Consider the following 21,661-nt stretch of genomic DNA (forward strand, 5'->3'; position numbering starts at 1 on the left):
CCGGCAACACCGCCCGCCGAGGGTGCCGCGCCGGCAACACCGCCAGCCGCAGGCGCCCCGGCAACACCGCCCGCCGAGGGTGCCGCGCCGGCAACACCGCCAGCCGCAGGCGCCGCGCCGGCGGCACCGACCGACGCTGCAGCGACTCCGCCGGCGCCAGCTGCCGCCGCCCCGACGACGCCGGCAGCGGCACCTGCCGAGACCTCACTGCCGGTCGGCCAGAAGGCAATCTTCTATGAAGAGCGCACCAGCACGGCCCAGGGTTCGGCCGAGCCCGGCAGCATCGTCTGGTCGCTGGTGCAGGAATCGCCCGGCGGTGACCTGCCGCCGGAACCGGCGATCCGTGCCGAAGCGACCATCCCCGGCAAGGACATCCAGTTGCGCATGACCATCCGCCGCAACACCGATCAGACGCTGCCGGCCAGCCACATCATCGAGATGATCTTCCTGACGCCGGATGGTTTTGAAGGCGGTGGCGTCGACAACATCCTGCGCGTCGCCATGAAGAGCTCGGAACAGGATGCCGGCAGCCCGCTGATCGGCATTCCGGCCAAGATCGCCGACGGCTTCTTCCTGGTGGCGCTCAACGACACGAAGGCGGACGAAGACGCCAATCTGACCTTGCTCAGGGGCCAGGACTGGATCGACGTGCCGGTGGTCTACAAGACCGGGCGGCGGGCGCTGCTGACCATGGAAAAAGGCATTCCCGGCGAGAAGGTGTTCGACGAGGCGATCAAGGCCTGGCAGGCGAAGACGGCGGGCTGAGGAACGAGTGTCTCGCCCTGGCTGTTGCCTTCGTTCAGAAGCCCTGGAACAGCATGTCGAGCGCGGCGACAATGTCGTCGTGATGTCTGGAAAGGTTTCCCTCTGGGTCCCTCAATTCGGAAGCGCTGAAGGCCGACATAAACTGTGTGACCATCACATGGTCTTTGCCGTTTACAACGAAGGTCGGGTTTAGTCGGCGGCCAGGAAGCGGGGCAATCCTGGGCTGCATCAAAGGAACGACGACCCTCGTGTTCAGTCCTTCAAGAATGTCTGACTGCACATCGAGAAGATAGCCGTCGCTCTCGGTATTTCGATAGAAATCGTAACGTGCCATCAGAACGGCCGGTGTTTAGCCAATGGCAGTCCGTTCCTTGTGACATATTCGTTGGAGCTTTCGATGGCGCCCTTGTTTTCTTCCTGCCATCGACGCGTCTTTTCCGCTGCAATCGCTTTCGCGATACCGGCCTCGGCAGCTCGGGAGATGTTGATACCCAACGCTTTGGCGTCTTTGATCAACTGGGAGTCAATGGACGTGTTGACGGACGTCCTCTGAGTTTTTGGCGTCGATTGAAGCATGGAGGCAACCTCATTTATGCGCATAATATACGCGCATAAATGAGGGCATGCAATCGTCTACCCCTCCATCTCCTCGCGCAGCATCTCCAGCTCCAGCCATTCTTCCTCGAGCGCCGCCAGCGTGGCGCGCTCCTTGTCGAGGGCGGCGATGGTCTTCTGGAACGAGGCCGGATCGCGCTCGTAATAGGCCGGATCGGCGATGTTGTTCTCCAGCCTGGAGATTGAAGCCATCACAGCTTCGATTTTCTTGGGCAGGGATTCCAGCGCGAATTTCTGCTTGAACGACAGCTTTTTCGCCGGCCCCTTTGGCACAGAGGCTTCATTTTTGGTCGTTGCCGACGCGTCACCGGTTTCGGCCTTCGCTCGCGCCTTGCGATCGTCGAGCTTGGTGCCGCCACGCTGCGCCAGCATGTCGGAATAGCCGCCGGCATATTCGATCCAGTGGCCGTCACCGTCCGGTGCAATCAGGCTGGTCACGGTGCGGTCGAGGAAATCGCGATCATGGCTGACCAGGATGACGGTGCCGGCAAAACCGGCGACCAGTTCCTGCAACAGTTCCAGCGTCTCCATGTCGAGGTCGTTGGTCGGCTCATCAAGCACCAGAAGGTTTGCCGGCCGCGCCAAAACGCGGGCCAGCAGCAGACGCGCCCGCTCGCCGCCGGAGAGCTCACGCACCGGGGTGCGCGCCTGTTCCGGCTTGAACAGGAAATCCTTCATGTAGGAAACGACATGGCGCTGCTCGCCATTGATGACAAGGTTTTCACCGCGCCCGTCGGTGAGATATTGCGCCAGCGTTTCTTGCGGATCGACGGCTTCGCGCTTCTGGTCGAGCGTGGCGATTTCCAGATTGGTGCCGAGCCGCACCGAGCCGACATCCGGCTTCATCTCGCCGGTCAGCATCTTGAGCAGCGTCGTCTTGCCGGCGCCGTTCGGCCCGACCAGGCCGACGCGGTCGCCGCGCTGGATGCGGGTCGAAAAGCCCTTGACCACGGTGAGGTCGCCAAAGCTCTTCTCGATGTTTTTCGCCTCGATCACCAGCTTGCCGGATTCGGCGGCGTCGCTGGCCACCATGTTTGCCGCGCCCTCGGCGCCGCGATGGCCGCGAAAGCGCTGGCGCATGGTCTGCAATTCGCCGAGCCGGCGCATGTTGCGCTTGCGCCGCGCCGTCACGCCATAGCGCAGCCAGTGCTCTTCGCGCACGATCTGGCGGCCGAGCTTGTGCTGCTCGCGCTCTTCCTCTTCCAGAACCACGTCGCGCCATTCCTCGAAATGGCCAAAGCCCTTGTCGAGACGGCGGGTCTGGCCGCGGTCGAGCCAGATGGTGGCGCGCGACACGCGCTCGAGAAAGCGGCGATCGTGCGAAATGACCACCAGTGCCGAGGAGGTGCGGGCGAGCTCCTCTTCCAGCCATTCGATCACCGAGAGATCGAGATGGTTGGTCGGCTCATCAAGCAGCAGGATATCAGGCTCCGGCGCCATCACGCGGGCAAGGGCGGCGCGCCTTGCCTCGCCGCCGGAAAGGTCGTTCGGTCGCTCCTCGCCGGACAGACCGAGATGCTCCATCAGATAGGTGGCGCGATAGGGATCGTCGGCGGGTCCCAATCCTGCCTCGACATAGGCGCGGACGCTGGCGAAATCGTCCATGTCAGGCACTTGTGGAAGGTAGCGCACGGTCGCCGACGGTTGGCGGAACACTTCGCCGTCCTGCGGTTCGATCAACCCGGCGGCAATCTTCAAGAGCGTCGACTTGCCGGAGCCGTTGCGGCCGACCAGCGCGATCTTGTCGCCGGCCGATGCCGTCAGCGCAGCGCCGTCGAGCAACGGCGTGCCGCCAAAAGTCAGTTTAATCCCGTCGAGATTGAGAAGCGGCGGCGCCATGTCAGCTTTCTGGAAGAGGGTAGGGGTGAGCAAGCAACAGTGCGCGGCCACCACCCAGTGCAATTTCGAGCCGGCCCTTGACCTCGTTGGAAATGGTCAGCGAGGAGCCGAAGGCAACCTCGACATGGGCGAGCGGCCATTTGGCGCCAGTGACGGTCAGGCCGGACAGATCGGAAAAGCCAAGGATCGAAAACAGCGTGCCGTCGGCATAGTCGAAACCGGCCGTGCCCGGCAGCAACGGGATGCCCTCCTGCGCGCCACTGGTCAGAAGCACCTGCGTACCGGTTTCGGCCAGGTGGATGCTGAGCGCCAGATGCAGGAAAGCATGGTCGGCGCGTTTGCCGCCAAAGGCGCCGGCCAGCACCAGGCTGGTTGCCCCGCGTTCGAGCGCGGCGGCGATGGCCAATTCGCCGTCGGTCTTGTCTTTTTCCGGCGGAAACACCTGGCGGGGCACCGACGCCAGATCGTCCGGCAGATCGGCCGGCACGGAATCGAAATCGCCGACCCAGAGTTCCGGCATCACGCCCAGCATCCTGGCATGGCCGATGCCGGCATCGGCGGCAATGACGCGCGTGCCTTCGACCTGGCGGTCGAGCAGCGGCGTGCGGATGAGATCGCCGCCAAGCAGGATGGTGAATGTGCTCATATCCGGTGGCCCTTACCAGCCCGGCACGAGAAACGGAAGGCGGCAAACTCCCACTTGCGCGGTCGATCGGCCGGGCCTATGTGTCGAAACGCTCTAACGGGGTGCCGGACGCAATCTTCGCGGACCGGCTGAGAGGCAGATTTGCCAACCCGCTGAACCTGATCCGGTTTGTACCGGCGGAGGGATTAGACGTTTCGGATAGCCCGACGCCTCAATTCCTTTCAACGCGAACGAAGGAGGCGCCGATGCGCACGCTTTTTTACTCTCTTGTCTCAGCAACAGTTTTTGCGGCATCTGTTTTTGCCACGTCCGAGCCGGTATCGGCCCAGGAAAAGCTCACCGTCTACACCTATGAGAGCTTTACCGCCGACTGGGGTCCGGGCCCCGCGGTGAAGAAGGAATTCGAGGCCGAATGCGCGTGCATCCTCGACTTCGTCTCGGTCGCCGACGGCGTGGCGCTGCTCAACCGCGTCAAGCTGGAAGGCGCCGCGACCAAGGCCGATATCGTGCTCGGCCTCGACACCAATCTCACCGCCGAGGCCAAGGCCTCCGGCCTGTTTGCGCCGCATGGCGCGGTGTCGGATGTCAACGTGCCCGGCGGCTGGAGCGACGACACTTTCGTGCCGTTCGACTATGGCTATTTCGCCGTCGTCTACGACACCGAAAAGCTAAAAGTCCCGCCCAAGAGCCTGAAGGAATTGGTCGAAGGCAGTGCCGACGAGAAGATCGTCATCCAGGATCCGCGCACCTCGACGCCGGGTCTCGGCCTGCTTTTGTGGGTGAAGTCGGTCTATGGCGACAAGGCGCCGGAAGCCTGGGCCAAGCTCAGGGCAAAGGTGCTGACCGTGACGCCGGGCTGGAGCGAGGCCTATGGCCTGTTCACCAAGGGCGAGGCGCCGATGGTGCTGTCCTACACCACCTCGCCGGCCTACCACGTGGTCGCTGAAAACACCGAGCGCTACCAGGCGGCTTCCTTCGAAGAGGGCGAGTATCTGCAGATCGAGGTTGCCGGCATCACCACGACAGGTGCGAAGAATCCGCTGGCGGAAAAGTTCATCGCCTTCATGACCGGGCCGAAATTCCAGGATGTCATCCCCGAGACCAACTGGATGTTCCCGGCCGGAAAGACCGACAAGCCGCTCAACCCTGCCTTTGACAAACTGGTCAAGCCGGCCAAGACCTTGCTGTTCAGTCCCGAGGAGGTCGCGGCCAACCGCAAGGCCTGGGTGGATGAGTGGCTGGCGGTGATGAGCAAATAGCTTTGTGGCAAGCTGATCGAAGATGATCGCTCTATGGCGCCCCCGTCTGTCCTGCCGGACATCTCCCCCACGAGGGGGGAGATCGGCCGTCATGGCGGCCTTCGCCAATTGCCGAGGTCGCAGGAGTAAGCGGAGCGGTGGAATAGCCAATCTCCCCCCTCGTGGGGGAGATGTCCGGCAGGACAGAGGGGGGCGCGAAGGAACGCAATCCTTTGTAAGTGCCGCAATCCGAAGATTGGCGGTCCAGCGTGCAACGCGCGTCTGATCCCCGCATGATCGCCGGCATCGTCGCGCTCGCCGCAATCGCGCTGCTGATCGGCGGTGCATTTGCCGGGCTGCTCATCGAAGGCGCTCACGATTTCTCGGGCGCATGGGCAGCCTTCGATCCCTATCTCCTGCGTGTCGCCCGCTTCACGCTGTGGCAGGCGGCGCTCTCGACGCTGCTTTCCGTAGTGCCGGCGCTGTTTGTGGCACGCGCGCTGTCGCGGCATCCGCACTTCCTAGGGCGTGGCTTCATCCTGCAGTTGTTCGCCGTGCCGCTGGCGCTGCCGGCCATCGTCGCTGCACTTGGCATTCTCGCCCTTTATGGCCGCGCCGGCTATTTCGCTGGCGTGCTCGGTGCGATCAGCGGCCAAAGCTGGCCCGGGATATATGGCCTGTCCGGCATCTTGGTCGCCCATGTGTTCTTCAACCTGCCGCTCAGCGTGCGGTTGTTCCTCGAGGCGCTGGGGACGGTACCGGCCGACCAGTGGCGGCTGGCCAGCCAGCTTGGCATGGGCGCGGCGCCGGCCTTCCGGCTGATCGAGTGGCCGACATTGCGCGCGGCCCTGCCGGGCGTCGCCGGGCTCGTCTTCATGCTCTGCATCACCTCCTTCACCATCGTGCTGATCCTGGGTGGCGGGCCGGCCGCGACGACGCTGGAGGTCGCCATCTACCAGGCGCTGCGCTTCGATTTCGATCCCGCGCGTGCCGTCACGCTAACGCTGCTGCAGATCGCGCTGACCTTTGCCGTGGTGCTGGCCCTGACGCGGCTTGGCGCCAACATCGTCGGCGACGCCAATCTGCCGGTGGCATCGCGCCGCTATCTTTCGGCTGGTGTGACGGAGACCATGCTAAATGCCACGTTGATCGTCGTTGCTCTGCTGTTCGTCGCCGGACCGATGGCGGCGACAGTGATGTCGGGCCTCGACGCCGATCTCGGCCGTCTCGCCGGCGAAAGTGCGGTGCGGCAGGCGACGCTGACCAGCGCTGTGCTGGCCTTCCTGTCGGCGCTGCTTTCGGTGGCGCTGGCGCTGTCGCTGATCATGGCGCGGCGGGCGTTGTCACTGAGCCGACGCGTTGGCGCCAGAACGCTGCTCGAACACGCCGCCGACACCGGCGCCGGCTTTGTTCTTGTGGTGCCGCCGATCGTCATCGGCGCGGGTTGGTTTTTGGCCCTGCGCACGGTCAGCGATGTCTTTGCCATTGCTCCGATCATGGTCGTGACCGTCAACGCGGTGATGGCGATGCCGTTTGCCCTTCGCGCCGTCCGCCCCGCCTATGATGCGGCGAGCGAACGCCATGAGCGGCTTTGTTTACTGCTCGGCATTTCCGGCTGGAACCGGCTGCGGCTGATCGACTGGCCGTCGCTGCGGCGGCCGCTCGCCACCGGCTTTGCCTTTGCCATGGCGCTGTCGCTTGGCGATCTCGGCGTCATTGCGCTGTTCGGCAGCGATTCCGTGCAGACGCTGCCCTATCTGTTGTTGTCGCGCATGGGCAGCTACCGCACGGCCGACGGCGCTGGCCTGGCGCTGCTGCTTGGCGTGGTTTGTTTGGCGCTGGTGCTGGCGGCAGAGTGGCTCGGACGGGGAGAAAAATCATGACGTCCGCGAACCAGGGCGCCGGCGACGAAAAAGGCGCGGCCGTGCGGTTGGACCAGGTCACGTTCAGCTACGCTGAAGTGCCGTTCTTATTCGACGTCGAGTTCGCGACGTCAAAAATCACCGCCATCATGGGAGCGAGCGGCTCGGGAAAGTCGACACTGCTCAATCTGGTCGCCGGCTTCGAGACACCGCAGTCGGGCCGGGTGCTGATCGGCGGCGCCGATGTCAGCGCCGAACCGCCCTCGGCGCGGCCGGTGTCGATGGTGTTCCAGGAAAACAATCTCTTTGCCCATCTTTCGGTGGAACGCAATGTCGGGCTCGGCCGCTCGCCTTCGCTCAGCCTGACCGAGGCCGACCGCGCCGCAATTGCCGAGGCGCTCAAGCGCGTCGGCCTTGCCGGCAAGGAGAGACGCCTGCCACGCGAACTCTCCGGCGGCGAGCGCCAGCGCGTCGCGCTCGCCCGCGTTTTGGTGCGCGACCGGCCGGTGCTCTTGCTCGACGAGCCTTTCGCCTCGCTCGGCCCGGCGCTGCGCGACGACATGCTCGACCTGGTTGTGGGCGTTCATGCGGAACGGCAGATGACGGTGCTGTTCGTGACCCACCAGCCTGAAGACGCGCGCCGGGTCGGCCAGAACATGGTGTTCCTGGACAATGGTACGGTTGCGGCAACCGGAGCTGCAGCTGATTTCTTTGCCGGGGCTGGCCCCGACGCCTTTCGGCGCTATATCGGCACGGGTCCGGGCGGATCACGAGATGTTGCCCGGAAGCGGACATAATTTACGGCCAAACCGGGTTAAGGCGAAGTGGCGCTTGCTTGCCATGGTCAAGGTAGTGTGGCTAGGTCCGCCCAGTACTGGTCCGGCACAGGCCGTGATTTGCCCCTACAGCGTCGTGTCCATTCGAACGACAAGGATGCTGTAGGTTTTTGATTTTGTGCGTGATCTCCAAGCCGCCGGCGCGAACCTTCGGTTCGGGATCATGTGTTGAGAGCCGAAAGGAAGCCGTTCTGCCGACCGGCACAGACACAGTACGACGCAGTCTGCTGGCGCGCTTTCTCACGCTGGCCGGCTTGGCCGTGGCGCTGGCAAGCTGCCAGATGTTCACGCCTCCGGACGTGCAGGAATCCGGCTTCCAGCCGTCCGACAAGCCGATCACGGTCGACAATGTTGCCGCCAACAGCAAGCTCGCCGAGCTGGCGAAGGCGCAGCACCCGCGCATCCTCGCCACCTATGGTGGTGAATATTCCGATGCCAAACTCGAGCGCATGGTCGCCAAGGTCGTCGGCAGGCTGACGGTGGTGTCGGCCAATCCGACACAGACCTATCGCATCACCATCCTCAATTCGCCCAACGTCAACGCCTTCGCACTGCCGGGCGGCTATCTCTACGTCACCCGTGGCCTGTTGGCGCTGGCCAATGATTCGGCCGAGCTTGCCGCGGTCATCGCTCATGAGATGGGCCACGTCACCGCCAACCATGGCCTGCAGCGCCAGCAGCTGGAGGCCGAGGAAGGGTTGGCAACCAAGGTCGTCTCCGACGTGCTCGGCGACAGTCCGACCGCCAAGGCGGCGCTGATCCGTGGCAAGTTGAAGCTCGCCCAGTTCTCGCGCAACCAAGAGCTGGAGGCCGACGCGATCGGCATCAAGTCGATCGGCGAGGCGGGTTTCGATCCGTTTGCCGCCGGCCGCTTCCTGCAGTCGATGTCGGCCTATACCGATTTCCGTTCGATCAGCGGCGCCACCGACGCCAGCCTCGACTTCCTGGCGACGCACCCCAACACGCCGCAGCGCATCGATCTGGCGCAGCGCCATGCCCGCCAGTTCGGCGCGCCCGGTGTCGGCACGCGTGACCGCGACTCCTTCCTTGCCGGCATAGACGGCCTGCTCTACGGCGACACGCCGGAGGAAGGCTATGTGCGCGGCCAGACCTTCATGCATCCGGGGCTCGGCGTGTCCTTCTCGGTGCCGGACGGTTTCATCATCGACAATTCAGCCGCGGCGGTGACTGCCACCGGCCCCGGCGACATGGCGATCCGCTTCGACGGTGTCGCGATCGACAAGAACCGGCCGCTGACCGACTACATCCGCAGTGGCTGGGTGGCCGGTCTCGTCGACAGCAGCGTCAAGCAGGAGACGATCAACGGCAATGAAGCGGCGACCGCGCATGCTGGTGCCGAAGGCTGGCAGTTCGATATTGCGGTGATCCGTGCCGGCGGCCAGGTCTACCGGCTGCTGACGGCGGCACCATCGGCCAGCACCGCGCTGGACCCGGTGGCGCGCTCGGTCAGCGGCTCGTTCCGCATCCTGAGTGCTGCCGAGAAGGCGGCGCTGAAGCCGTTGCATATCCGCGTCGTCACGGTGCAGCCGGGGCAGACCATGGGATCGCTGTCGGCGCAGATGGTCGGCGTCGATCGCAAGCTCGACCTGTTCCGCGTGCTCAACGCGCTATCACCAGGGGCCGCCGTTTCGGCCGGCGACAAGGTCAAGATCGTCACCGACAAGTAAGAATCGGACGGGCAGGCGGTGCTTTGGCTCGCCAGCGGGTGGTGGCGAAGGTGATTCCACTCACATCGTCTGGTCAGCCGCCAACGACCGCCGCGGTCAGCCAGGGCTGCCGCCGCCGCGTTGTCCGCCACTGCCGTCACCACTGCCACGCCAGGGCACAATGAATGGACCGGGTTCGCTCGGTACCGGTCCGAGAAGTTTCGGGAGGGGCTCCCTTTTGGGCTTGGCGACCTTGGGCGGTTTCGTGCGAATGACCTTTATCTTCGTGATTGTTTTCGTTTCGGGCGTGCAGGCGGCGATCGCCAGGGCATTGCGCCCGGCAGGACCGAGAATGCTCATCGCATAGATGTTCTGCCGTTCGATGCCGGCCCTGAGGAAGGCGACGGCACGGGCCGAGTCGGCGGGCACGCCATTGCGGCCGTCCTTGAAGATCACGGCGAGGTCGTTCATGGCATTGCTATGCCCCATCGCCGCCGCCTTGAGCAGCAGGTCCAATCCCTTGCCGATATCGCGCTTCACGCCGAGGCCATTGAACAAGGACCGTCCCCACGCCGTCATCGCGTAAGGGTCTCCCTTGGCGGACGCTTCTGAGTAGAGGCCATTGGCTTTCGTGGCATCCGCAGGCGTCCCTATTCCGGACGAGGCGATGCGGCCGAGTTCGAAGACGGCCCGGACATGTCCCCGGTCGGCAGCCTCCTGGATCGCCTTGCTGGCTTCGTCGACCTTGCCTGACGCCAGCAAGGCACGGCCCAGTTCGTAGTGGAAGCGGGCGATGTCGGGGTAGGCCTTGACCGCCGCCTGGCAAAGCTCGACCGCGTTGCCGCCGATCTCGTTGGGCAGCAGTCCTGGGACCACACCTTGCAGGTCGAGGGGTTCGCCTGCCGCCTGGTCGCAAGGGTCGACGCTTGGCGACAGCGTCATCGTCGCCCGCTTCGACGAATTGTTGGCTCGGATTTCGAAGCCGATCTCGACGGCAGCTGTCGAACCGACCTGCGGCTCATAACGCAAATCACTGACTTCATTGGCCATCAGGCTCGATTGAGGTGACAGGATGCGGTCCGGCAGCGACAGCGTTCCCGTTGCCGGATAGCTGGCGAGCTTAAGGCTGATGCCTGGATCCTTTGCCGGCAGATCCAGCTTCAGCGGCACCGGGCCTATTCCGACCGGAACCTTGACATCGCGATCCCCGATCGCCTCGGCGGCCCCGGAGACATGGATGCCGCGCTCAAGCACCCGCTGCTTCTGCTCATTCTTGAGCGAGGCGATGATCTGCTTGCCGTCAGCGCCCTCGCCGCTCATGACCCGCAGCACCAGAACGCCTTTGGATTCGCCGCCCCAATCGTCATGCGTGGCGTAGGCCACCGTGTCCACTTGTTCCTGCGCGCCGACGCCCTTGGGAACCTCCATCTTCAGACGCGGCAGATCCTTGCCCTGGATTGGCTGGCCCACTTCGACGGGTTTGCCATCCAGCGTCAGCCGGCCGAGCGTCGGCGGGCTTTCAATGCTGACGGTGACCGCGCCGCCGTCGACGTCGACAGGCTGCGGCAGGTCCAGCGCGACAGGACCGGCGCCGGACGGCACGACCTTCTCCAGCACTGGCGGCAGCGAGGGCCGGGTCACGCGACGCATCAGCACGACGTCGTCGATCAGCGAGGAGTTTTCCCACGGAACCTGCTTGCCATCCGTGGCCTTGACGACATCACGGCGCACCGCGGCCATGACCGTGCGTATCTCCTGGTTCGGCGCCAGTGCCCGGCGCGAGAATGCCGACGAGAAGGGGCTGAGATCGCCGGTTCCGTCATAGGCGATTGCTCCCGGTTCCGTGGCAAAGGCGATCAACGTGTTCTGCGAGCTTTTGACTTGCGCGAGGCCGGTGCCGCCGGTGATGATCAGCTGGTCGCGCAGCCAATAGTCCTTGCGTGGGAACGGATTGTTGCGGCAGGCATCGAGAATGATCACCTGGATCTTGGATTTCGAGCGCAGCTGCTCAAGCACATCATCCAGCTTGACAGCCTGGACCTCGATGTCGGCTGCATCCTTGAGCGAGGCATCGACCGGGATCAGGAAATTCTCGCCGCCGATCTGGAAGCCGTGGCCGGAGTAGTAGACGACGGCCAGATCGGCGCCGTCCGCGGCCGCGAGATAGTTGCGGAACTGCTCCTCGAACTGAAGCCTGGTGACGTCCTTGGCAAGGAACACATCGAAGCCAGCCTGCCGAAAAGTGTTCGACACATCGTCGGCGTCCTTGTCCGGATTGTTGAGAGCGGGAATGTCCCGGTACTCGGAATTGCCGATGACAAAGGCAACCCGCCGATCGGCTCGCGCATCGAATGTCGTGAGGCCCACAAGGACCAAGGCTGCAAGGATCGCGTAGCATCGCAACATGGCAAATCCCCATCCGCTATGACCTGTTCGGTCGCAAGAACGCAATTTGCAGCGGCCGGGTCTGTAAAAGGGGTCACAATCCACAAATATAGAGGAATGCCGCCATGGCGGCGATATATTCTTATTTAATTAAAGTCTTACGTTGACCCTCAGAGACTCCACAGGTGCGTTCAGGCGGCCGTCGCCAGGAACTCCGGGTTCTGCCGCACCAGCGCTATTTTCAGCTTTTCCATGGCGCGCGCCTCGATTTGGCGGACCCGTTCCTTGGAGATGCCGAGCGTCTCGCCGAGCGCTTCGAGCGTCGCGCCCTCGTCGCTCAGCCGGCGTTCCTCGATGATCCTGAGTTCGCGAGCGTTGAGCGCGCCGAGCGCCGTCTTCAGCCAGCCGGACCTGCGTTCGACATCGATGGTGTCGCCAGCGATCTCGTCGGGCAAGGGGTCGTCCGAGATCAGGAAATCCATCCGCTCGGTCGCGCCGGCGTCGTCGGCGAGCGGCGCATTGAGCGAACTATCGGGCGCCGAAAGGCGCGAATCCATCATCGCCACATCGGCTTCGGAAACGCCAAGCGCCACCGACACTTCGCGGTAGAGCGTGGCGTTGGAGATCGGCTCGGCGCCTTGCGCCAGCCGGGCGCGCAACCGCCGCAGGTTGAAGAACAATGCCTTCTGCGCCGAACTGGTGCCGCCGCGCACGATCGACCAGTTGCGCAGGATGTAATCCTGCATCGAAGCGCGGATCCACCAGGTCGCATAGGTCGAAAACCTGACTTCGCGCTCCGGCTCGAAACGCGCCGCCGCTTCCAGCAGGCCGACATGGCCTTCCTGGATCAGGTCGCCGAGCGGCAGGCCATAGTGACGGAATTTGGAGGCCATGGAGATGACCAGCCGCATATGCGCGACGGTGATCTGGTGCAGCGCGTGCTGGTCCTGGTTCTCCTTCCAGCGCAGCGCCAATATGTGCTCCTCGTCGCGCTCGAGATAGGGAGCTTTCATCGCCGTGCGGACCATGGTCCGTCCTGCCGTGTCTTCCATCATGCGCCGCGCTCCCTGTTACGGGCATTGCGGACGGCTTGGCGACCGCGATCCCTGGTCTGGCGTCGGGTGGTTGAAATGGTGACGCCGTGCCCTACAACAGCCAAGAACGTGCCATGCGCGGGATTGGTTCCGCCGCTCATGTCGCGTGGGTTGTGCTGCCGGTAACAAGGTTGCAGCGACCCGAAGCGCGGCTGGTTGGCGCCAGCCGGCATGGTTTTGAGAATTCGGTTCCGGGCGCGGCCGATTTTTGAAATCTGGTTCCTTATTTTGCGGCTCGGCATCTGTCAGTTTCCGGCTCTCACAATGCGCCGGACACCGGCCAAGGACGGGATCACAGAAAAATGAAATGGCTCAACTCACTTGTCATCGCCGGAACGCTGCAGGTTCTGGCTGTCACAACCGGCCACGCCGGTGCCAATCTCGACCAGATCAAGCAGGCCGGCACCATCAAGGTCGGCACGGAAGGCACCTATCCGCCCTTCACCTATCACAATGATGCCGGCGCGCTGGTCGGCTTCGACGTCGAGATCGCCAAGGCGATCGGCGACAAGCTCGGCGTGAAAGTCGAGTTCCTCGAGGGCAAATGGGACGGGTTGATCGCCGGCCTCGACGCCAACCGTTATGACACCGTCATCAACGAAGTCGGCATCACCGACGCCCGCAAGGCGAAGTACGACTTTTCCGATCCCTACATCGCCTCCAAGGCGGTGCTGATCGTGCGCGGCGACGACACCGCCATCAAGGCGTTCCCCGATCTCAAGGGCAAGAAGGTGGCGTCGTCGCTGACCTCGAATTTCGGCAAACTCGCCGAGGCCAACGGCGCCGAACTCGTCGGCACGGACGGCTTCGACCAGTCGATCCAGCTGCTGCTCACCGGCCGTGCCGATGCCACGATCAATGACAGCCTGTCCTTCCTCGACTTCAAGAAGCACAAGCCGGACGCCAATGTGAAGATCTCCGCGCGGCAGGAAAACGCCGAGTATTCCGGCGTCATCGTGCGCAAGGGCGATCCGGAACTGGTGGCAGCGATCAATAAGGCGCTGGCCGACATCAAGGCCGACGGCACCTATAAGAAGATCGCCGACACCTATTTCGGCCAGGACGTGTCGCAGTAACGGCATTCCCGGAGCGGGTTGCTTGCCCGGCCCGATCACAAATAGCGGCGGGCCGTCTTTGATGGCTCGCCGTTTTTCGCTTGATATGACAACCGCATAGTCGCACTGCCAGACTGGGAACGGCAGTTGTGTGAGGGGAGGCGCCGTTCGTGCCGCACTGGCTGCAACTGATGCTGGACTCGTTGCCGACGCTGTTGTGGGCGGCGCTCATCTTCACCGTACCGCTAACGTTGCTGTCTTTCGTCCTCGGCTTGGCTGTCGGCCTGGGCGCAGCACTTGCCAGGCTGTTCGGATCAAGGCCGTTGGTCGCGCTTGTGCGCTTCTACGTCTGGATCTTCCGCGGCACGCCGCTCCTGGTGCAGCTGTTCCTGATCTTCTACGGCCTGCCGTCAGTCGGCATTCTGCTTGATGCCTTCACCGCGGCGCTGATCGGCTTCACGCTCAACATCGGCGCCTACACCTCGGAAATCATCCGCGCGGCCATCGGCTCGGTGCCGAAAGGCCAGTGGGAAGCCGCCTATTCAATGGGCATGACCTGGAGCCAGGCGATGCGGCGCACCATCCTGCCGCAAGCCGGCCGCGTCGCGGTGCCGCCGCTCTCCAACACCTTCATCTCGCTGGTAAAGGATACGTCGCTGGCCGCGGCCATTACTGTGCCGGAAATGTTCCAGGCGGCGCAGCGCATCGTCGCCACCACCTACGAGCCGCTGATCCTCTATGTCGAGGCGGCGATCCTGTATCTGGCGCTGAGCTCGGTTCTCTCAGCCCTGCAGACGCGACTGGAAACCCGGCTTAACCGCTATGGCGGCTTTCTGGAGGCGCGCTCATGATTGGTCTCACCAGCATCGAGAAGCGGTTTGGCGACAACCTTGTGCTAAAGAGCGTCAGCGTCGCCATCGAGGAGGGCAGCGTCACCGCGCTTGTGGGTCCCTCGGGTGGCGGCAAGAGCACGCTTCTGCGCTGCATCAACCTCTTGGAAATCCCGACCTCGGGTACGGTGCGCATCGGTGATGAGACGCTGGAGTTTCGTCCGGGCGTCAAGGTCTCCACGCGGGATATTCAGCGGTTGCGGCTGCAGACCGGCATGGTGTTCCAGAATTTTCAGCTGTTCCCGCATCGCACCGCGATCGAGAATGTCATGGAGGGGCTGGTGACGGTGCTGAAATGGCCGACTGCCAAGGCGCGCGAGCGGGCGCTCGCGCTGCTCGAAAAGGTCGGCATGGCGCACAAGGCCGATGCGTGGCCGGCAACGCTATCAGGCGGCCAGCAACAGCGCGTGGCGATCGCCCGGGCGCTGGCGCCGTCACCGAAAGTGCTGCTCTGCGACGAGCCGACCTCGGCGCTCGATCCGGAACTGGCGCAGGAAGTGGTCGACGTGCTCGGTCAGCTCGCCAGCGAAGGCACGACCATGGTGATGGCGACGCATGATCTGAGGCTCGCCTCCAAGATCGCGCAGGAAGTGGTGTTTCTCGATGCCGGCGTCGTTGTCGAAAAAGGTCCGGCAGCCGTGCTGTTCAGCAATCCGGAACAGCAGCGGACCAAGCGTTTTATCGCGACGCTGAAGCAAGAGGCGGGCGAGGCGTAGGCAATCGCAGGGCCTTCTACCCCCCCCTTGTGGGGAGGTCCGGGTCGGGGGCTGCGCTGCACCCCCACCCCGCTGCTTCGCAGCGACCCTCCCCACAAGGGAGAGGGTTTACCCCAGAAACAAAAAACCCGGCGCCAGGCCGGGTTTTTCATGAATTCTGGGACGAAAGCGATCAGGCAGCTTCTTCCTGTTCGGATTCTTCGTTGTCGGCCTTGGCGCCGCGCTTCGGACCCTTGTTGAGGTTCACCTCGATGAGGCGCACCGCTTCGGTCTCCGACATGCGGTTGACGGCCGCGATCTCGCGCGCCATGCGGTCGAGCGCCGCCTCATAGAGCTGACGCTCGGAATAGGACTGCTCCGGCTGGTTGTCGGCGCGGTAGAGGTCGCGCACCACTTCCGAGATCGAGATCAGGTCGCCGGAATTGATCTTGGCATCATATTCCTGGGCGCGGCGCGACCACATGGTGCGCTTGACGCGGGCGCGGCCCTGAACGACCTTCAGCGCGCGCTCGACATAATCCTCTTCCGACAGCTTGCGCATGCCGATGGAGGTCGCCTTGGCGACCGGCACCTTGAGGCGCATCTTGTCCTTCTGGAAGTCGATGACGAAGAGTTCCAGCTTGTGGCCCGCAACTTCCTGCTCGTCGATCGAGACGATCTGGCCAACGCCGTGCGCCGGATAGACGATGTACTCGCCGGTTTTGAAACCGTGACGCGCCGCGGTGGACTTCTTCTGCGGGGTGATCGTTGCCATTACGCCCTGAACTCCTTCGTTGTGGTACCGGCGTCCTGCCGGCCCGAACTCGCCCGACCGGGATTACCGACCGTTAGCCGCACAACAGGTGAGCCCACCGGAAAAGCCGGGACCGGCAAACCGCACAGAATGCGACCGCCCGCCCCAGATCGCTCTGGTCCGGATTGAGAAACTCACCTTTCAGTGATTTGGGGCGTTTGCGCCATAAATCGACGTTGTGTCACCGGCATGTTGGGCTGATGTAACACAAAAAGTCGGAAGAATCAAGGTTTTGCTGCATTCGCGAAGGCCAAGCACAATCGCTGCCTGTCAAGGCAGTTGATGTGTCACGCCCGTTACGCGGCGTTATGCCGGCCAAACCTGCACTCTCGTCAGTCGCCTTCGCCGGGCTCGGCGGAGAAATACTTCTCGAATTTTCCGGCCTCGCCATCGAAGGATTTGGCGTCTGCCGGCGGCTCCTTCTTGGCGGTGATGTTGGGCCATTTCTCGGCGTATTCGGTGTTGACCTGCAGCCACTTTTCCAGGCCCGGCTCGGTGTCGGGCTTGATCGCGTCGGCCGGGCATTCCGGTTCACAGACGCCACAGTCGATGCACTCGTCGGGATGAATGACGAGCATGTTCTCGCCTTCGTAGAAACAGTCGACCGGACATACCTCGATGCAGTCCATGTACTTGCATTTGATGCAGTTGTCGGTCACGACATAGGTCATCGGTCGGCTCCGGGACGTCCCATTTTTGCTGGGCTTTTTTGGTGAGGTAACGCCTTTGTCCGCCGCTGGCAAGGGCAGCCATTCCTGGCGGCATCAGCGCGCCCGGAATGGAATTCCACAACGTCGCTGCGGCGAAAGCCGGTTGTGGCTCAATCCTCGCCGATCAGCCAGTCAGTCTGGCGGCGTTGCTTCTTGGTTGGACGGCCGCTGCCTGCCTCGCGCAATGCCGGGATCGCGTCCGGCACGGCCTCGTCTTTCGGCACCGGCGGTGGAGACATGTCTTCGTAAAGCAGGCGCGCCTCCTCGGCAGGGCCGCGCCGCGTACCGGTGTTCAGCACCTTCCAGACGAAGATGCGCCGCTCCAGCGTGATGGTCAGGACGTCACCGGGTTTGACCATATCCGATGCCTGCGCTGCTTTGTCGCGATTGATGCGGACGCGTCCGGCGACCACCAGCTTGGCCGCCAGCGAGCGCGATTTCACCGCGCGCGAAAAGAACAGCCATTTGTCGATGCGCTGTCGGTCTCTGGCGACCACTGGGGCAACCATCGGAGCGGACCGAGCCTACTTCTTCAGCTGGTCGCGCAAGGCGGCGAGCTTGGCGAAGGGCGAGTCCGGGTCAAAGCGCACCGGGCGCTCTTCGCGCGGCTTGGGCTGGAAGGCGGGCTTTGCGCCCGGCGCGCCACCCTTGCCCTCCGGTCTGCCACCCTTCCAGTCGGACCTGTTATCGCGGCGATCGGGACGCTCGCCCTGCGGCTTGCCATCGCGGCGCTCTGCGCCTTCGCCTTGCGGCTTCGGCTTGAACTTCGAGCGGTCGAAGCGCGGCTTGCCGGCACCGTCGCGCTGATCGCGGCGTCCCGGATGGGCCGGCCGATCGCCCGGCGCGCCTGCCGGCTGCCCGCCCGCGGCGTCCGCCGGCGCATCATTGCGCGCGGCCTGGCCGTTGCGCGGACGGCCGCGGTTTTCGTGCTGACGATTGCGCGGGCGCTGGTCGAAGCGACCCTGGCGCCACAACAGGATGGGTTTTGGCGCTTCGGCCTCCGGCACAGGCTCGCCGGCGGCGGCTTCCGCCACCACGGCTGGCTCAGCCGCTGTATCTTCGCTCGCGGCCGAAGCCTCGGTTACCGGTTCTGCCGATGCTGCTTCCGCTTCGACGACTTCGACTTCCGCCTCGGGCTCTGCCGGTGCGGCTTCAACCTCGACAGCTTCGGCCTCAGCCGCTGGTTCCGCAGGGGCTTCTGCTGCGGCTTCGGCTACCGGCGGCGCGTCTTCCGCGACCGCAACCGGAGTTTCCGGCTGGGCGTCCGCAACGGCCTCCGCTGCTGCTTCGGCAACAGGCTCCGCGACAGCCTCGGCTGCAACCTCGGTAGCGGCAGCCGCATCAGGCTCCGAACCTTCAGCTGGCGCCTCGACAGCCGTATCGGCAGTCGCGGCTTCTGCCGCCTTGGCCTGCTCGGCGCGGGCAGCCTCTTCCGCCGCCAACTTGGCTGCGGCGGCTTCACGCGCGGCATTGTCCTGCGCTTCGAGCCGCGCCTTCACTTCGGCCGCCGGCTTGGGCTCGGCGCGATAGCCGAGGCCTTTGAGGATCTCTTCCATGTCGTCGGCGGTGGCGCCGAGGATCGACATCATCGGCGGCGTCACCATGAAGGCCTGGCCGTCATAGGCGCCGTCGGGGCGCTGGCCGAGACCGGGCTTCCAGTTGGTCGCCGGACGGATCAGGTCGGCCAGCCGCTCCAGAATGTCGATGCGCACGGCGCGACGGCCGAGATTGCGGTAGCCGGCGAGCTTGTAGAAGGTCTTGTCGAAAGCTGGGTCGATGACCACCGAGGTGCGGCCGGAAGCCAGCGCGTGGACCACGTCGCCAAACCCCGGCTTGTCCTTGCCGTCATTCTTCAGCGCCCACAAAAGCGTCACCAGACCGGCCGGAGCCGGCTTGATCAACGCCGGCACGAAGACATGGTAGGCGCCAAAGCGCACGCCGAGGCGGCGGAGCGCGGCGCGTCCCTCCTGGTCGAGCGACTTCATCTCCTCGGCGATGTCGCGGCGGTTGATGAGGCCGAAATGCTCGACGAGCTGGAAGGCGATGCCGCGGCCGATGCCGGTGATCTGCTCGGCGTTCTTGAGGTCGACCAGCGGCTTCAGCAGGGATTCGATCTGGAAATTGACGAAGCGCTCGGCGCGCGCCGCGACCTTGTCGCGGGCGGGGCCGGTGAGCTGCTCGTCGGCCAGCAGCACGAGGCGCGGCTTCAGGGCTTCGTCGCCCGAAACCAGCGTGCCGATCGGCGCGCCAATCCAGCGCAGCGTGCCGTCCGAGCCGAGCGCGATATCACCATTGGACGAGGCACCGAAGCGTTCGGCGCGCGCCTCGAACTCGGCGGCAAGCGCCTTCTGGGCTGCCGCACGCACGGCCTTGGCGTCTTCGCCGCCGGCGCTCTGGTCGGCGGTGAAGCGGAATCCTTGCAACTCGCCGACATGGTGGCCTTCGACAAGGACGGTTCCGGTTGGGCTGATTTCGGCTTCAGGCATGGTATTTTCTCTAAGGCGCCGCATGAGGACGGAAGTCCTGCGGTCTACGAAGCGTTTCGTCAACCGCTCATGCAGCGCATCCGACAATCTGTCTTCGATTTCGCGCGTCTTTTCCTGCCAGTGTGCCTGATCGGCCAGCCAGCCGGGTCGGTTGGACACGAATGTCCAGGTGCGGATCTCGGCAATACGGTGCGACAGCGTGTCGATGTCGCCCTCGGTGGTGTCGGCGCGGCGCACCTGCTCGGCCATGTAGTTCTCGTCGACATGACCGTGCCTGGCCAGGTCCATGTAGATCGAGGCGATGAGGTCCGAATGCTGGGCCGGCGCGATCTTCCGGTAGTCGGGCAGGGCGCAGGCTTCCCACAGAAGCGCAACGCGTTTGGGGTCGGTGGCCAGCGCCTTTATGTCCTCGTCGCGGGACAAATACTCGAGCGCCTGAGCGTCGACCGCCGGCAGCGCCCGCGTCAGGCCTTCGACCGGCGCGTTGGTCTCGATCGAGCGCTTCAGCGCATCGAGGCTGGCAAAGTCGAAACGGGCAGAGCGCCATTGCAGCACTTTCACCGGATCGAACTCATGTCCTTCGATCCGCTTGACCAGTTCCTCGTCGAGCGGATCGACCTGGCCGGTGACGCCAAAGGTTCCGTCGCGCAGATGCCGGCCGGCACGACCGGCGATCTGGCCGAGTTCGGCCGCCGTCAAATTGCGGTACTGGTAGCCGTCGAATTTGCGGTTCTGGGCGAAGGCGACGTGATCAAGATCGAGGTTGAGGCCCATCCCGATGGCGTCGGTGGCGATCAAGTAGTCGACATCGCCCGACTGGAACAGCGCCACCTGCGCGTTGCGGGTGCGGGGTGACAGAGCGCCGAGCACGACGGCAGCACCGCCCTGCTGGCGGCGGATCAGTTCGGCAATGGCATAGACCTCGTCGGCGGAGAAGGCGACGATCGCCGTGCGCCGGGGCAAACGGGTCAGCTTCTTCGATCCGGCATAGGCGAGATGCGACAGCCGCGGCCGCGTCACCACCGAGACGCCCTTCAGCAGGCGCTGCAGGATGCCATGCATGGTGGCTGCACCGAGCAGCAGCGTCTCCTGGCGGCCGCGCAGATGCAGGATGCGGTCGGTGAAGATGTGGCCGCGTTCGAGATCGCCGGCCAGCTGCACCTCGTCGATGGCAACGAAGGCGGCGTCGGTCTCGCGCGGCATGGCTTCGACGGTACAGACGGAATATCTGGCGCCTGCCGGTTGGATCTTCTCCTCGCCGGTGATGAGCGCCACCTTGTGGGCGCCGACCTTCTCGCAGACGCGGGCATAGACTTCGCGGGCAAGCAGCCTGAGCGGCAGGCCGATAATGCCGCTTTCATGCGCCACCATGCGCTCGATGGCGAGATGGGTTTTGCCGGTGTTGGTCGGGCCGAGCACAGCGGTCACGTCGCGGCCCGACAAGATCAGCGGCTCAGTGTGTTTCGGCTGAATGTTCATCGACCTGGAAATAAGGCTTTCTGCCGTGTTGTCGGGAGCGCGCCTCAATGTGGCGCGTGTGACAGGCGACACATAGGGATTTCACGCGCGAAGCGAAAGCGGAATGTTCCTGCCTGCTGTCCGAAGGTCGCGTTCGAGGGCCGAATCCGTCCGCGGTTAACAGTTGGAACGAGTCTGGAACGAATCGGCGACGAATCAGTGACTCCTGCAGGTTCAGCTTTTGTTCACGGCTACATGTGGATTTTTGACCGGCGAGTCTCACCACATGCTGAATCGCTGGAACTGGCCCGATTCATGCAGGCGAACGCTGATGTTAACCTTTGCCGGGGAAGGATCGGATCCTGGCGGCGGACCTCGCCCAAGATTATGAAATTGTTGATCTTTCCTAACGCGCTTTAATCATTTGGAGGGTGGTTTCAGACTTCGCCGTTAACGTTCCGGTCAAAGCCGGAACGAATCGGCGACGAATCAGCGATGGCCCGATTTTCCCGGTTTGTTCACTCCAATATCTTGTGTTGTGAACAGGTTTTCCACCGAGAATCCACAGGCTTGCTAACAGGTTTCGCACAGGCGGCGCTGTTGCCG

Annotated in this window: 18 protein-coding genes, 1 pseudogene and 1 riboswitch; of the genes and pseudogenes, 8 read left to right on the forward strand and 11 right to left on the reverse strand. The window is 63.9% G+C overall.

All coding sequences use genetic code 11. The features are described from left to right. A pseudogene (locus AC1DXN_RS19580) lies at positions 1 to 765 on the forward strand (hypothetical protein); the annotation flags it as partial. 34 nt (positions 766 to 799) lie between these two features. Here AC1DXN_RS19580 and AC1DXN_RS19585 read toward each other — a convergent pair. Genes AC1DXN_RS19585 through AC1DXN_RS19600 form a run of 4 tightly spaced genes read right to left on the reverse strand, consistent with a single transcriptional unit; the run spans position 800 to position 3,865 of the window. Continuing rightward, positions 800 to 1,099, reverse strand: a complete 300-nt coding sequence (locus AC1DXN_RS19585) for a CcdB family protein (protein ID WP_477246152.1) — start codon at positions 1,097 to 1,099, stop codon at positions 800 to 802. Next, positions 1,099 to 1,341: a type II toxin-antitoxin system CcdA family antitoxin gene (locus AC1DXN_RS19590; protein ID WP_477246154.1), complete on the reverse strand. Its 243-nt coding sequence runs from the start codon at positions 1,339 to 1,341 to the stop codon at positions 1,099 to 1,101. The genes AC1DXN_RS19585 and AC1DXN_RS19590 overlap by 1 nt, the downstream gene beginning before the upstream one ends. Before the next feature lie 57 nt (positions 1,342 to 1,398). Next, positions 1,399 to 3,219 carry an ABC-F family ATP-binding cassette domain-containing protein gene (locus AC1DXN_RS19595; protein ID WP_477270679.1) on the reverse strand — a complete coding sequence of 607 codons (1,821 nt, stop codon included), beginning with the start codon at positions 3,217 to 3,219 and terminating at the stop codon, positions 1,399 to 1,401. Position 3,220: 1 nt separating this feature from the next. Further along, a complete protein-coding gene (locus tag AC1DXN_RS19600; protein ID WP_477270681.1) occupies positions 3,221 to 3,865 on the reverse strand; it encodes a thiamine diphosphokinase in 645 nt (214 codons plus the stop codon). Between the two features lie 87 nt (positions 3,866 to 3,952). Then, positions 3,953 to 4,067, forward strand: a riboswitch (TPP riboswitch). Positions 4,068 to 4,110: 43 nt separating this feature from the next. On the opposite strand from AC1DXN_RS19600, the gene thiB reads away from it, so the two are divergent. The 4 genes from thiB (at position 4,111) to AC1DXN_RS19620 (ending at position 9,489) form a co-directional block, all read left to right on the forward strand. Continuing rightward, the gene (thiB, locus tag AC1DXN_RS19605) at positions 4,111 to 5,124 is read left to right on the forward strand and encodes a thiamine ABC transporter substrate binding subunit (RefSeq protein ID WP_477270683.1); all 1,014 of its coding nucleotides are present in this window, start codon (positions 4,111 to 4,113) and stop codon (positions 5,122 to 5,124) included. 272 nt (positions 5,125 to 5,396) lie between these two features. Continuing rightward, positions 5,397 to 6,986 carry a thiamine/thiamine pyrophosphate ABC transporter permease gene (gene thiP, locus AC1DXN_RS19610; RefSeq protein ID WP_477271473.1) on the forward strand — a complete coding sequence of 530 codons (1,590 nt, stop codon included), beginning with the start codon at positions 5,397 to 5,399 and terminating at the stop codon, positions 6,984 to 6,986. Further along, positions 6,983 to 7,762 carry a thiamine ABC transporter ATP-binding protein gene (gene thiQ, locus AC1DXN_RS19615; protein WP_477270685.1) on the forward strand — a complete coding sequence of 260 codons (780 nt, stop codon included), beginning with the start codon at positions 6,983 to 6,985 and terminating at the stop codon, positions 7,760 to 7,762. Before thiP ends, thiQ begins: the two co-directional genes overlap by 4 nt. 320 nt (positions 7,763 to 8,082) lie before the next feature. Further along, a complete protein-coding gene (locus AC1DXN_RS19620; RefSeq protein WP_477270687.1) occupies positions 8,083 to 9,489 on the forward strand; it encodes a M48 family metalloprotease in 1,407 nt (468 codons plus the stop codon). A gap of 96 nt (positions 9,490 to 9,585) precedes the next feature. Here AC1DXN_RS19620 and AC1DXN_RS19625 read toward each other — a convergent pair whose 3' ends face one another. The 3 genes from AC1DXN_RS19625 to AC1DXN_RS19635 form a co-directional block, all read right to left on the reverse strand. Continuing rightward, positions 9,586 to 11,874, reverse strand: coding sequence for a caspase family protein (locus tag AC1DXN_RS19625; protein ID WP_477270689.1), 2,289 nt, complete (start codon positions 11,872 to 11,874; stop codon positions 9,586 to 9,588). A gap of 170 nt (positions 11,875 to 12,044) precedes the next feature. Then, positions 12,045 to 12,908, reverse strand: a complete 864-nt coding sequence (locus AC1DXN_RS19630) for an RNA polymerase factor sigma-32 (RefSeq protein ID WP_477246166.1) — start codon at positions 12,906 to 12,908, stop codon at positions 12,045 to 12,047. Further along, on the reverse strand, positions 12,905 to 13,189 hold the full coding sequence (locus AC1DXN_RS19635) for a hypothetical protein (RefSeq protein ID WP_477246167.1): 285 nt from the start codon (positions 13,187 to 13,189) through the stop codon (positions 12,905 to 12,907). The genes AC1DXN_RS19630 and AC1DXN_RS19635 overlap by 4 nt, the downstream gene beginning before the upstream one ends. A gap of 60 nt (positions 13,190 to 13,249) precedes the next feature. On the opposite strand from AC1DXN_RS19635, the gene AC1DXN_RS19640 reads away from it, so the two are divergent. The 3 genes from AC1DXN_RS19640 to AC1DXN_RS19650 all read left to right on the forward strand — a co-directional run bounded on the left by AC1DXN_RS19640 (position 13,250) and on the right by AC1DXN_RS19650 (position 15,608). Continuing rightward, positions 13,250 to 14,023 (forward strand): amino acid ABC transporter substrate-binding protein, encoded by a 774-nt coding sequence (locus AC1DXN_RS19640; protein ID WP_477270691.1) that lies wholly within the window; start codon positions 13,250 to 13,252, stop codon positions 14,021 to 14,023. A gap of 149 nt (positions 14,024 to 14,172) precedes the next feature. Then, the gene (locus AC1DXN_RS19645; protein ID WP_477270693.1) at positions 14,173 to 14,853 is read left to right on the forward strand and encodes an amino acid ABC transporter permease; all 681 of its coding nucleotides are present in this window, start codon (positions 14,173 to 14,175) and stop codon (positions 14,851 to 14,853) included. Further along, positions 14,850 to 15,608, forward strand: coding sequence for an amino acid ABC transporter ATP-binding protein (locus AC1DXN_RS19650; RefSeq protein WP_477246173.1), 759 nt, complete (start codon positions 14,850 to 14,852; stop codon positions 15,606 to 15,608). The genes AC1DXN_RS19645 and AC1DXN_RS19650 overlap by 4 nt, the downstream gene beginning before the upstream one ends. A 172-nt stretch (positions 15,609 to 15,780) precedes the next feature. Here AC1DXN_RS19650 and AC1DXN_RS19655 read toward each other — a convergent pair whose 3' ends face one another. The 4 genes from AC1DXN_RS19655 to AC1DXN_RS19670 form a co-directional block, all read right to left on the reverse strand. After that, positions 15,781 to 16,362 (reverse strand): CarD family transcriptional regulator, encoded by a 582-nt coding sequence (locus AC1DXN_RS19655; protein ID WP_112559634.1) that lies wholly within the window; start codon positions 16,360 to 16,362, stop codon positions 15,781 to 15,783. A gap of 371 nt (positions 16,363 to 16,733) precedes the next feature. Further along, positions 16,734 to 17,072 carry a ferredoxin FdxA gene (fdxA, locus tag AC1DXN_RS19660; protein ID WP_258606784.1) on the reverse strand — a complete coding sequence of 113 codons (339 nt, stop codon included), beginning with the start codon at positions 17,070 to 17,072 and terminating at the stop codon, positions 16,734 to 16,736. 149 nt (positions 17,073 to 17,221) lie between these two features. After that, a complete protein-coding gene (locus tag AC1DXN_RS19665; protein ID WP_477246175.1) occupies positions 17,222 to 17,608 on the reverse strand; it encodes an RNA-binding S4 domain-containing protein in 387 nt (128 codons plus the stop codon). 27 nt (positions 17,609 to 17,635) lie between these two features. Then, entirely contained in the window at positions 17,636 to 21,076 is a 3,441-nt protein-coding gene (locus AC1DXN_RS19670; protein ID WP_477271475.1) for a helicase-related protein, read from the reverse strand. Positions 21,077 to 21,661: the final 585 nt, after the last annotated feature.

This window comes from Mesorhizobium sp. P2_H9, assembly GCF_056403215.1.